Source organism: Clostridium sp. MF28, assembly GCF_002969175.1.
Classification (GTDB): Bacteria; Bacillota; Clostridia; order Clostridiales; family Clostridiaceae; genus Clostridium; species Clostridium beijerinckii.
In genome coordinates this window covers 5,994,376-6,006,646 of the sequence record NZ_CP014331.1, presented here as the reverse complement: position 1 = coordinate 6,006,646, position 12,271 = coordinate 5,994,376, and the positions used below count along the sequence as shown (strand labels likewise).

Sequence of the window (12,271 nt, the reverse complement as noted above, 5' to 3'; positions counted from 1 at the left end):
TGATACGCCTTTTAAGTATAACCACTCCTTAAATAATTTCATTTTAATTTTGTAAATATGATCTATTCTCCCAATGCAAATTTATTATTTGTAAGATTTAGTTTAAAGTTTGAAAACTAAATATTATACTCAGAATGTGCTATTTTTTCTTAAGTATCAGATGATGAAAAGAGGCAACCGCTTTAAATTCATCTCTTTCACAAACATTCTGCTCCATGGCAATCATTTGTTTCTGCCATTTTTCATCTTTTTGTATATCTTGATTTTGTTGTAAATCCCAAAATGTTCTCATTCCTAATATTTTTTCTATTTCAAAATCATTTGACCACTTTAGAATATCCATATCATCATAGTAGTGAATATCTCCAAACTTTTCTGTCTTTCCATTCTTTCCTTCTAATAATTCATTAGCATGCTCAAAATTATTTAATAAAACAACCATCTGCATAATTCTTCCTACTCTATTATGTTTCAATATAGAAAGCACTCCATCTTTTTTTAGAATCCTTGCAAATTCTTTAGCAATGTTTTCTCTTTGTAGAGCATATTCAAAAACATTATGACATAATATAACATCAAATGATTCATCTTCAAATTCTTTCAGAGCCTGCATATCTCAATGTATTTGAGTATAGTCATTATCCGTAATTCTTTCTGAAAGCATTTTATTATCTGGTTCAATTGCAACGACTTCATTGTCCCTTGCAAAATGTGAAGCTGTTATTCCCATTCCACTTCCAAAATCCAATATTTTTTTATTATGTATAAAACTCAACTGATTCCATGTTATTTGCTTTTGCAATAATTCCCATACTGGAATACTTGTACTATCCATTTGTATCTTCCCCCACAAATTATAGTTTACCTTTTGGTTAATTATAACATATTTGAATATATAATATTGTCTAACTAAATCTTAATCCGTCATTATACTGACACAATAATACACTATAATAAAGTTATAAGATTGATAAAACTTTTTTTCATAAATATTTACCCTATTATAAAGAAGCAACATTCATATTCCCCTATGAAATGTTGCTTTTTCTTTATGTTCTATACTTTTAAATTATTATTCTTATTAAAAAAGGAATATATTAATATACTTAAAGCAAAAGAAAATCTATGTATTAAAGAATTTCATTTAATATAACTCTTACCTCTTCTATATTCTTTTCAGCTTGAACTAATTAATATCTTCTGATTATGCTCGTTACACTCGTAAGTTAATGTTTTTCTCATCCATCCTGCTTACTTTAGATTTACTTTTAAACTTTAAGTCCAGAAAGAGTCAATCCTTAATACCAATACGCTCTGCTCTATTGGCATTACATTTTTTGTAATCCAATAATGTCGCTTCGCTCCTAATGAAGAGAAGTTCAAGCTAGTTTAAGGAATAAATATATTGGAGAACTACGTGCTCCTTGTGGCTGCGCCACTCTATAAATTTAGTTTTATTTCTACGTACTTAATTTAAATTATCTTTATATACTACTAACTAGTTTATAATATATTTTATTCTAATATACGCATTAGCTTGTACTTCTCTTCCTTTGTCTGAGCCCTGGCGAGTTAAAATAAAAAGATATTAATTACTTTAAGCTGAGTATAATATACGCGAACCCAAAAAACTTAGTTAAAAGGTTCTTTATCTCGTACATTATCTGCTGTTTGAAGTATATTAATATCTTCCTTTTTATAACTTTATTCAATTTGTTTTATTAGTTTGAATAGCTATTCTTATTATTTTGATCTCTCTTTTAGATAGACCAACCAACTCACTAATCAGTTCGTCACTCATACCTTGACTTATGGCTCTCTTCGCAACCTCTATTGATTTTTTTAATTCACCTTGCTCGAATCCTTGTCTATAACCATCTTCCCTTAACATAGTACTTAATTCAGTCATATACTTTCCCTTGCAATACTAATTAGTTTCAATAGTTTTTCTTATTATTTTAATTTGTTCAATTGTTAATTCTGTGAGTTTACTAATAAGTTCATCACTTATTCCTTCCTTAATAGCTCTTTTTGCAATTTCTATTGAATTTTCTTGCTTTCCTTCCAATTTTCCCTCTTTTATCAAACTTCTACCTAATTCGGTCATTTTTATCTCCTCCCTTACTTTTTCTAAATCTTTACCTTCTAAAAATTTACTTGCAAAAGCATATAGGATTAACTCTACATCATATCTGTAATCTTTATCTATATCTTTAACTACTCTAATTGCATTTATTATCTTATCACTTTTACTAAGCTTCCCACCCATTATTGGTGTAAATGTTAAAGATATAATATCCTGCTTGCTTAGTTCTTCTTTATCATTTATTTTATTTATTATATCATTAAAGATTGCATCTCCATCCTTATTAGCCATTGATATTGCATTGACTTTATAAGAATTTATTCCACTATTGTATTCACTTATAGGATCTTTTATATCTCCTGAATAAACAACGTATGTCACAACATCTTTACCAGTTTGAAAATTAAGGAGAGATTCATAGGTTCTAAACCTTCTTAAATCTTCAATTCCCTTGTTAGTAGTTTGAAATTCAAAATGAATATAAGTATCATCTTCCATTAGGAAAGTGTAATCCATTAGCATATTCTTTATCTCAAGGACAACAATTTCAGTAGATCCAGTATCTTTTACTTTTTTATCTATACCAAAAAATTTCAAACCTTCTTCTGCAAATATATCCATTGCTGTTAAGTGAGAATCCAAATTTTATATTTGGTTATTCGAACTTACCCAGCGAGTGCATTGAGTCGGGCTTCATTATCACATCTTCATAATTTATTTGCTTCACTAATGCCCCCCTCATGTAAAAATATTTTTTATAATAATCTATTCCTCTAATAAGACTTTACTTATCTAATTTAAATTTATTAAGTTAATTTTAACGTATATAAGCAAATTTCTAAATATCATAACAGCGCTATGCTCTATTTTAAAATAGAATAGAATTTTCATATTCTGTATCCAACTCCCCATACTGTTTTAATATATCTTGGATTTTCAGGTTCATATTCTATTTTTTCCCTTATTTTCCTTATATGAACCATTACAGTATTGTCTGATTCAAAAAATACATCTCCCCATATCTTCTCATAAATCTTTTTGATACTAAAAACTATACCTTTGTTGCTTGCAAGAAGCTCAAGTATATCAAATTCTTTTTGTGTAAGCCTAACAATATTGTTTGCTATAAATACCTGTCTTGTATCACGATTTATAGTTAAACTTCCAATTTTAATATTAATTTTATCTAATTTTTGATAACTAGGGCTAATTTTATATCTTTTGATCCATAACTTTACTATTTCTATAAGTTCCTCAGAATTAAATGGCTTTTTAACGTAATCGCCCATTACTGATGGCAAGGCTTGAACAGCATTAATGTTTTCTATCTCCTTAAACATAAAAATAATAGGTATAACATTATTTTTTCGAATTTTTAAGCAATCTTCAATCCAGTTCATAGTAAAAATCTTAATATCTATTAGTATAAGGCTAATTTCACTTTCGCATACTTCTTTAAGTGCCTGCTCTCCATTTTCTGCACCCAATACCTCATAACCTTCGTTTTCTAAATACATGCCAGCAATTTTCCTTATTTCATTATCCTTATCCACTATTAAGATTTTATTGAGCATAAAGCCACTCCTTTCTTTTAATGACTTTCACATTTAAAAATATAGGTTTGGAAGGCATTAAGTCAAAAGAATATATATTCATTTCTTTTTCCTATCATACAAAAACCTTACTATATAAAAAGTGCTTATACTTATTGTCAGCACAGCAAAAGTAATACTACAATTAGACTCCATATTTTCTCCTCCTACTAGCATATTTTAAAAATTAACGCTTCTATTCCATCTCCTGTAATTTATATAGCTCATTAGAATTACAACAATAAATGTAGCAATAAATACATATAGAGAATACTTCATGCTTATCCCTAGGAAAGTATATAGAAGGATAACAGGTGTATCAGCCACAAATATAGTTAATACATACTTTGTGAAAGACATTCCAGTTAAAGTAGAGAAGAAACATACTATATCTGACGGTACTACAGGCGACGAAACACCTAAAGCTAGGATTTTAACATTATTATTTTGAATTAGTGAATATATTTTAGGGTACTTATTAATTATCTTTTCTTGATACCCCATACCAATTGTGGCTTTAACAAATAAAAATAAAAGAATCTCACTCAACAAGTTTGCTATGGCAACTAAAACAAATGCTTTTAATGGATCAAATAATATTCCAGCACTAACAATGAAAACAGTACAAGGAATAAAAGTAAAGATCCTAAATGAAGCAATTATTAAAAATAACAACGTACTATACTTAGGATATGATTCCAAAAATCCAGTAATTTTTGCAACTCCATTGATATATAATTGATATTTAATAAATACAAATAAGATTGCTATCCAAAATAAAAAAGCCAGACATTTAAATAACTTATTCATTATTAATCTCTCCATTCTTAAAGTTATTTTTATAATAATATGTAGGTATATCAATATTTGAAATAACTACTTTCTGAATCTGACTTTATTATAAATCCTATTTATTAAATAATTTTCGAGGAAAACATTAAGAATTATTAAGATCTTTTCTTAAATAATTAATCCTTTCTTAACAAAACTAGAAGAAATGTTTTGACAAAAATTAAAAGAGCTCTCAGTGCTTTCTTTAGCTCTAAGAACTCCTTATTTTGTATATGTAATACTAAATTATGAACTTTTCTAATCTATTCTCATTCACTTATTTTAGGTAATTCAATATTAAATTTAATTTTATTATCATTGCATTCTGCCCAAATTCTACCTCCATGAAGTTGAATAATTTTCTTTGAAATAGGAAGTCCCAGGCCAGATCCCTCAATTTCAGCATTCCTAGATTTATCGATTCTATACATTTCATCAAATATTTTCAGTAAATCTTCTTCATTTATATTATCACCTTCATTAATAAAGGAAAGTTTAATGTTCTCTTCATCATCCCACATTATAATTTTAAAAGTTGAGTCTTTATAGCTATACTTTTCAGCATTTTTCACTAAGTTTTCAATAACTCTAACAAATTTTTGCATATCAATTTCATAAATCAATTCATTTTTAGCACATTCAATTTCAACCTTTATATTCTTTTCAGATAAAAATAAAACATGCTCCCCCACTATCTGATTTACTAGAACAGCTATATTAAATGGAACTTTATCCAGTTTCACATAGTTATTTGAAAGCTTAGTATATTCAAAAAGTTCATCAATTAACTTCTTTAAATTTTCACTCTTTTCATAAGCTACTTTTAAAAACTCTTGCTGTTTTTCTGTAAAACTTTCTTTATCTTTATTAAGAAGTTCCAAATATCCAATAACAGATGTTAGTGGTGTTTTTAAGTCATGTGAAACAGCAACTATAAGCTCGTTTTTAGCTTCTTCCTGCTTTTTCTCTTTTTCATAATTTTCTTTAAGTCTCTCAGACATTGTATTTATATCCTCAGCTAACTGAGAAATCTCGTCATTTCCCTTTATCTCTATAGGATTTAAATAGTGCTGTGTCTTTATATTAGTCACACTTTTACTGATATAATTTAAATATTTAATCCTTCCATTAATTGCAATCAGAAAAATAACTATAAAAATTACTAATTCCAATACGAAACTTACGATAACTATGACAGCTCCATATTTTTCGTAAAAATCAATATTGTCACCAATTATTCTATGAAGCATATTAAGAAGAAATCCAAAAAATAATAAACTTATTATTATATCGATAGGAATTAATATCAGTAATTTTATTCCTACTTTGTTGATTATCCCTTTCTTCATATCTTATATCCAACTCCCCAAACTGTTTTAATATATTTTGGGCTTTTAGGGTCTATTTCAATTTTTTGTCTAAGGTTTGTTATATGAACCACTATAGAAGTATCTGATACTGCAAATTGTTCATTCCAAATTGTCTCATATAATTTTTGTACAGAAAATACTACACCTCTATTTTTAGCTAAACACTCCAATATATCAAACTCCTTTGGAGTAAGCTTAATTTTATCACCTCTCACTGTAACTTCATGAGTATCAAAATTAATAGTTAATTCTTCAATAGTAATACTGCTACTATTTTGAGGTTCTGCATTAAACTTCTTATATCTTCTAAGTTGAGCCTTTACCCTTGCTATAAGTTCCATAGAGCCAAAAGGTTTAGTAATATAATCATCAGCGCCAACTGTTAAACCTTCAATTTTATGAATTTCTTCATCTTTTGCCGATAAAAATATTATAGGCATGGTGTAATCTTCTCTAATTTTAAGACAAGCGCTTATGCCATCTAAAACTGGCATCATAACATCTAAAATAATTAAATCAAAATTATTTTCATTAATCAAAATCAAAGCTTCCGCTCCATTTGAAGCTTCCATAATATTATAACCTTCATTCTCAAGATAAACTTTGATTAAATTACGAATACTCTTGTCATCATCTACAACCAAAATATTTGTCTTCATACATACATCCCCTTTCTAGAATTGTACTTATTACACGGCCTAACTCTTCTTACTATATTTTTTATTATTCCTTCACCAAAAATTGTACTGATAATTAATATTACTATTACCATATATCCAATTGATCTATTCTTATAGCCTAGTAATATAAAAACTGCTATTATAATCCAAATAGCTTCTAGATTCCCCATTACTGTTATTGCAGACATTAATATATCTAAATATTTATTATTTATGCATCTCTTTATATAACATAAAATATAATTATCAAATTTATTTATTGTTTTTAAAATATTTAAAACACCCTTTCCCTCCATTCTGTTAGTATAACACCTTACCATTTTAGCTTCCTACTAAATGTTTTTAATTAAATTCACTAAGATAAATATATTTCTACTTTTCCCAGATTTTAATTTTCACATTTCAAAACATAGGCTGGTGGCAGATTTAATAACACCCTTTTCCTTCTAATTTTACTAAAATATATTTTAAAAAGCTTGATTTTTAATAAAGTATATTGGAAAGTTATAAATACGCCGTGGCCCCTTAGTATCTCTTTTGTTACTGACAATATACTTTTACTCATAGAATCAGGTAAACTTGCAAATGGAAGTCCTGACACTATATAGTCAACTTTATTAATATTGTATTTATTTAGATGTTCTTTCAAATTCTCCGCTGAGTCATTTATAAGTACAAAATTTCTCCTATTTTCAAACTTCTCTTTTAATATCTTATAAAAATCTTCATTATACTCTATTGCTATAAATATTGTACTGTCTTTCTTTTTGTCCAATATTTTCTCAGTAAAAACTCCTGTTCCTGGCCCATATTCAACAATACATGACGCATTTAAAAAATTAATGTCTTCAACCATTTTACATGCTAATTTCTCTGAACTTGGTGCTACCGCACCTACTGTTTTAGGATTTTTTATATACTGTTTGATAAAATTACTAATATCCATTATATTTTGCCTCCAAGATTAATATAGGGATAGTATAAAATACAAATATTAAGCTTTTATCAAAAAAAGTATTAAGATTTATTAAGTTTTTTTATTTCATTCTATAATGAAATCGTCACAAGGACCATGGAACCAATGTCATAATCATTATTGAAATATTTTTTATTAAGCTAATAAAGATTGAATATTTCAATAACTTTATAAAATATCAACTGCTTATTACTGCGCTAATACAAAAAATTTATTTGTTCTCTTTAGAATTTGGGATAATAATTTAATATTTTGCATAAAATCAAACCTCACTATAAATCTAATATCTATAGCGAGGCTTCATTTTTTCTAATTATTGTCAAATATTTTTTTATTAATTTCTTATTTATTTCCTTAAGTTTACGACATTGATCGAACGCATGAGTCGGATTTCCTTTTATATCCCTAGGTTCTAATATTCTTAAATTCTTTTATTCTTAAGTTCTCGTATAAATTCAAATCTCATGCAAAACAAGAATTTACAGATATTTTTTTCCTTCGACCCATGCATCTCCGGCTTTCTCACCTAATGAAAAGTAGCTGTTGCTGAACGAATCAAAAAATAACATTCCTGTTTTCTTGGCATCAATTCTGCCGGTTTTATCTAGCACTGACTCATCTGCCGCTACATTGACAATACTAGCAAGTACAGTAGTGAAATTATTTGTTCTTACAACCTCTATGAGTTCGCATTCGATGACTAGTGGACTGCCTTCGATGATAGGGGCATTGACGTGTTCACTCTTTACAGCCTTCAAGCCTGTTTTTGCAAATTTATCGGGAACTCTATGGCCGCTTACAATTCCAAAGTAATCCACTTCCTTTATTAAATTCTTATTAACCAGTGCAACAGTAAATGCGCGTGTCTTTTTAATGTTCTCATGCGTCTTACTGCGTGGACCAATACATAATGCGAGATCCCCGGCATTCGTCCTTGTGCACTCATGCAAATTCATCACGTTGACTGTTCCATCATCATTATAAGTGCCAACCATTAAAACCGGCGCTGGATAACCATACGAAAAAACGTTTGGGCCTAAATTTTTCATCATAATAAACAACCTCCTTGTATAATCTAGTTGTAACATTTGATAGAAAACTATTTATCTTTCTAACGAACATTACACCTCTTATTATTTTTAATATTCTAATTTATTACTTTGCCTACGCCCCGATAGGGAATATGCATTTCATATCTTAAATAGTTTTTTATTTAAATTCCTTAAAGGAATCTAACCAAGTTTTATATAGTCTAGTATAATACTCCTGAATAGAAGATAGATGTAAACCTCCTGGGAGGTCTTTTAGAACCTATACCCGTAAAAAAGCGTATCATTTCATCAGGTAGAATTCTATGTTTAGCTGGTTGGGTTTCCCTTCGGGAATTACCCGTGTCACAAACAAGGTTATAAGCTATCTGACAGAGTGGAAGTTCTATTCTATATCTAAAATTTAATTTAAGGAGATATATACAATGTCTAATTTTTTTTATAGTCCTGTAATAGGAATTGATGTTTCAGCTGATTTTTCATATACTGCAATACTCGCACCGAATGGTGATATTTATAAGAAGTCATTTAAAATAAAGCATGATCTCAATGGCTTCAACCACTTAGTTGATGAAATAAAAAAAGTGGAAGAAGAGTTTAACATGAAAACTGCAATTTTCATGGAGTCCACTGGCGTGTACCATTTATCTCTTTTCCACTATCTTAATAAATATTTCGATAACACATTTGTTATCAATCCACTCGTTACTAAGTCTAACAAAAATGGCGACATAAGAAAAGTGAAAAATGATAAAAAAGACGCTTTATCTATTGCAACAATAGGAAAATTTCAAAACATTAAGTTATCACAACAACTTAGCCTTGATATTTTTCTTCTGAAAAATCTTGTAAGAGAGTATTACAAACTTACAGATACTAGCTCTACTTTTAAGAAAAAATTATCCGCTGATTTAAGAGTTATTTTTCCTGGCTATAATACTATATTTTCAGATTCAACATCTAAAAGTTCAATTGAGCTTTTAAGTCAATACCCAACGCCACAATCAATTTTAGAGGCACCTAAGGAAAATATAATTAAGATTTTCCTTAATAGCTCTAAAAAGGGCATTATCTGGTCGGAAAATACATATTCCAAATTATTTAAGGTTGCTAATGAAGCTAAAATAATTGGCTTACCGTTAGACGGTTTAGCCGTCAAAATAGCCAGCTCTATAACATTAATAAAAACTATTCAATCAGAGATTGATACATTGCTACAGAAAATTAACAATTTTATACAGTCTGAAACTTTTCCTGAATCTATTAGAGCTAATATTGAACTAATTGATTCAATTCCTGGCATAGGGCAATTAACTGCTATTACTATAATAGCTGAAATAGGTGATATTGATGGTTTTCTTAAGCCCAAACATCTTGTAGCTTTCTTTGGTATTGATAGCTCAGTTAATCAATCAGGTAATTTTAAAGGCGATGATAATAAAATTTCAAAAAGAGGAACTCGAATCGGTCGAAGAGCATTATATTCTGTTGCACTAGCTTCAATCCGTAACAATCGTAATGGAGTTCCTATAAATAAAGTCCTATTAGATTATTATCAAATAAACCTTAAAGGCAAAAAGCCTAAAATCGCCTTAGTCGCTATAATGCATAAAATTATAAACTACATTTTTGCTGTTCTCCGAAATCAAACTCCGTTTGAGCAAAGAGATCCAAAAATACATAAGCAAATGTTCCTAGAAAATAACTCTTTAAACAAAGTCGCTTAATTTTATTCCAATTTCTGTAACCGTTCGTGTTTTGAAACGGTTTGTTTGCCATACTCTTTTTCCAAAAACTATTTTTTTTAAAATTAACTTGACTATTATTAGCTGGTCTCTTAGTTCTTCTTTCTCAACTGAAGTCCGTCGTGGTAAGCATTACCGGCCTTCTTACCAACGGACAGATATGACTTATTCATCCAATCGAAAGTGATCGGATGGAATTTTTCAAATGATACCTTGCCATCTTCTCCAAGAATCCGTTCATCCAGACTTACATTGACGATTTCCCCTACCAGTCTCCAGTTTTCCTCATCATAGCTCTTCACTCTGCATTCAACGGCAAAAGGAAGCTCATCGATAATAGGTGCATCTACGAATTCGGACTTTGTTGTATGGAATCCGGACTTCTCAAACTTATCTTCCACTTTATTTCCTGTTGTTATACCAAGGTAATCACAGGCGACTTCATTTTCTACATCCGCCATACTTACGACAAAGGAACCTCTAGCAAGAATTCCCTTTAACGTATTTCTCTGGGATGCTACGGTAATAGTAATTTCTGTTTCGTTCGTGATTCCGCCCCATACTGCTAACATGGCCGTCGGCTTTTCAGCCTCATCATAAGATGAAATCATTAAAACCGGCATCGGTGTGATGTATGGCTTTGCTCCGATATTTTTTCTAGACATATTTATCCTCCTAATTATTTAATAAATCACAGTTATTCGATGCATTATGCTCTTAACAATATGATTTCTTATAGATTTCCAGATAATCTTCATCCGTAAGCGGTAACGGGTCTGCGGTAATGTCGCCGCCGAGCACCTCATGTATTCTCTTCGGATACTTTGTGAGCTCTTCTTCATTAATTCCTGCATCACTCATGCGGAGATCTTTACATCCGACTGATTCGATCAGTTCATCCAATGCTCTGATAAAATCTTTTCCGGATGTCGGATTCTCAACTCCCATTGCTTTTGCCATTTTCATCATCTGTTCTTCTGCAGCCTTACGTTCTGCAAAGAAATCATAATAGGCATGAGCAATCATAATCAAACCAGCACCGTGGACCAGATTTTCGTGGTAGGATCCCATGGCATGTTCCATTGTATGTGCTGATGTGATGAGCATGTAGTAGCCCGCAAGTGAATTAGCCAGTGCCATATTTGCTCTTGCTTCCTGATTGCTTCCATCACGATATACAACCGGGAGATTGGCGGCAATCAGTTCAATAGCTTTCAAAGCAAACATTTCTCCCATCGGATGCTCATTCTTATTAATCACAGATTCAGCTGCATGGAAAAAAGCATCCATTCCCTGAAAAGCTGTAAATTTAGGCGGTACACTCATCATCATATTGGAATCAACAACAGACAGTACCGGGAACATTGATGGAACTAAAAAACCGGATTTTTCACTTACTTCGTCGTTGCTGAGCACCGCGAACAATCCACTTCACTTCCCGTTCCTGCTGAAGTGGTAATAGCGACAATTGGAGCTGCATCTTTTTCTGGATTCTTTTTTCCTCCGTTTAGCGAATAACTGTAATCCCAGATATCACCCGTATTGGTCATCATGAGCGCGATACATTTGCTTGAGTCCATGACGGATCCTCCCCCAAGTGCAATGACAAATTCACAGCCTGTCTCATTTGCTTTCATTGCACCATCCATAATATTACGGTTTGTCGGATTTGGACGTATCTCATCAAAGATCTCATAGGTAACTCCCGCAAGATCCAGTTCTTTCTCAAGCGCGTCCAGATATCCGAACTTCTTCGTAGATGAACCGTTCGATGTCACGATCAGTGCTTTCTTTCCTGGAAGCACTTCTGTATGCAGCTCCTGAAGTTTTCCAGCTCCAAATAATACTTTTGTCGGCATATAAAAATCAAAATTATACATATATTCTCTTCCTTTCAATTTGAACTTTCTTGCTACTACTCCATCATATAGATTTTCACCTT

At 30.5% G+C, this 12,271-nt stretch carries 15 protein-coding genes; 1 reads left to right on the top strand and 14 read right to left on the bottom strand.

The genetic code is table 11. The annotated features are described in order from the left end of the window. Positions 1-139: 139 nt before the first annotated feature. The 11 genes from AXY43_RS26585 to AXY43_RS26540 form a co-directional block, all read right to left on the bottom strand. Positions 140-613, bottom strand: a complete 474-nt coding sequence (locus AXY43_RS26585; protein ID WP_341457899.1) for a methyltransferase domain-containing protein — start codon at positions 611-613, stop codon at positions 140-142. 3 nt (positions 614-616) lie between these two features. Next, positions 617-835 (bottom strand): class I SAM-dependent methyltransferase, encoded by a 219-nt coding sequence (locus AXY43_RS28690; RefSeq protein ID WP_338108744.1) that lies wholly within the window; start codon positions 833-835, stop codon positions 617-619. Between the two features lie 873 nt (positions 836-1,708). After that, positions 1,709-1,909 (bottom strand): hypothetical protein, encoded by a 201-nt coding sequence (locus AXY43_RS26580; RefSeq protein WP_065416406.1) that lies wholly within the window; start codon positions 1,907-1,909, stop codon positions 1,709-1,711. An 18-nt stretch (positions 1,910-1,927) separates the two neighbouring features. Next, positions 1,928-2,707 (bottom strand): hypothetical protein, encoded by a 780-nt coding sequence (locus AXY43_RS26575; RefSeq protein WP_087703257.1) that lies wholly within the window; start codon positions 2,705-2,707, stop codon positions 1,928-1,930. Between the two features lie 266 nt (positions 2,708-2,973). Continuing rightward, positions 2,974-3,660, bottom strand: coding sequence for a response regulator transcription factor (locus tag AXY43_RS26570; RefSeq protein ID WP_105412445.1), 687 nt, complete (start codon positions 3,658-3,660; stop codon positions 2,974-2,976). A 198-nt stretch (positions 3,661-3,858) separates the two neighbouring features. Further along, positions 3,859-4,488 (bottom strand): TVP38/TMEM64 family protein, encoded by a 630-nt coding sequence (locus AXY43_RS26565; protein WP_105412444.1) that lies wholly within the window; start codon positions 4,486-4,488, stop codon positions 3,859-3,861. A gap of 290 nt (positions 4,489-4,778) precedes the next feature. Beyond that, a complete protein-coding gene (locus AXY43_RS26560; RefSeq protein ID WP_242986353.1) occupies positions 4,779-5,858 on the bottom strand; it encodes a HAMP domain-containing sensor histidine kinase in 1,080 nt (359 codons plus the stop codon). Continuing rightward, positions 5,855-6,538: a response regulator transcription factor gene (locus tag AXY43_RS26555; RefSeq protein ID WP_105412443.1), complete on the bottom strand. Its 684-nt coding sequence runs from the start codon at positions 6,536-6,538 to the stop codon at positions 5,855-5,857. Before AXY43_RS26555 ends, AXY43_RS26560 begins: the two co-directional genes overlap by 4 nt. Continuing rightward, positions 6,535-6,879, bottom strand: coding sequence for a hypothetical protein (locus tag AXY43_RS26550; protein ID WP_105412442.1), 345 nt, complete (start codon positions 6,877-6,879; stop codon positions 6,535-6,537). Before AXY43_RS26550 ends, AXY43_RS26555 begins: the two co-directional genes overlap by 4 nt. 68 nt (positions 6,880-6,947) lie before the next feature. Continuing rightward, positions 6,948-7,505 (bottom strand): class I SAM-dependent methyltransferase, encoded by a 558-nt coding sequence (locus tag AXY43_RS26545; RefSeq protein ID WP_087703262.1) that lies wholly within the window; start codon positions 7,503-7,505, stop codon positions 6,948-6,950. A 509-nt stretch (positions 7,506-8,014) separates the two neighbouring features. Continuing rightward, positions 8,015-8,587, bottom strand: coding sequence for a flavin reductase family protein (locus tag AXY43_RS26540; RefSeq protein WP_105412441.1), 573 nt, complete (start codon positions 8,585-8,587; stop codon positions 8,015-8,017). 422 nt (positions 8,588-9,009) lie between these two features. On the opposite strand from AXY43_RS26540, the gene AXY43_RS26535 reads away from it, so the two are divergent. Next, entirely contained in the window at positions 9,010-10,311 is a 1,302-nt protein-coding gene (locus tag AXY43_RS26535) for an IS110 family transposase (protein WP_105410909.1), read from the top strand. A 110-nt stretch (positions 10,312-10,421) separates the two neighbouring features. Here the strand turns inward: AXY43_RS26535 and AXY43_RS26530 are convergent, their stop codons facing one another. From AXY43_RS26530 to AXY43_RS28800, 3 genes are read right to left on the bottom strand one after another with little or no spacing between them, the layout of a single operon-like run. Further along, positions 10,422-10,994: a flavin reductase family protein gene (locus AXY43_RS26530; protein WP_105412440.1), complete on the bottom strand. Its 573-nt coding sequence runs from the start codon at positions 10,992-10,994 to the stop codon at positions 10,422-10,424. Between the two features lie 52 nt (positions 10,995-11,046). Further along, positions 11,047-11,745, bottom strand: coding sequence for an iron-containing alcohol dehydrogenase (locus AXY43_RS28805; protein ID WP_279220056.1), 699 nt, complete (start codon positions 11,743-11,745; stop codon positions 11,047-11,049). After that, the gene (locus AXY43_RS28800) at positions 11,724-12,227 is read right to left on the bottom strand and encodes an iron-containing alcohol dehydrogenase (RefSeq protein WP_279220055.1); all 504 of its coding nucleotides are present in this window, start codon (positions 12,225-12,227) and stop codon (positions 11,724-11,726) included. The genes AXY43_RS28805 and AXY43_RS28800 overlap by 22 nt, the downstream gene beginning before the upstream one ends. Between the last annotated feature and the right edge of the window lie 44 nt (positions 12,228-12,271).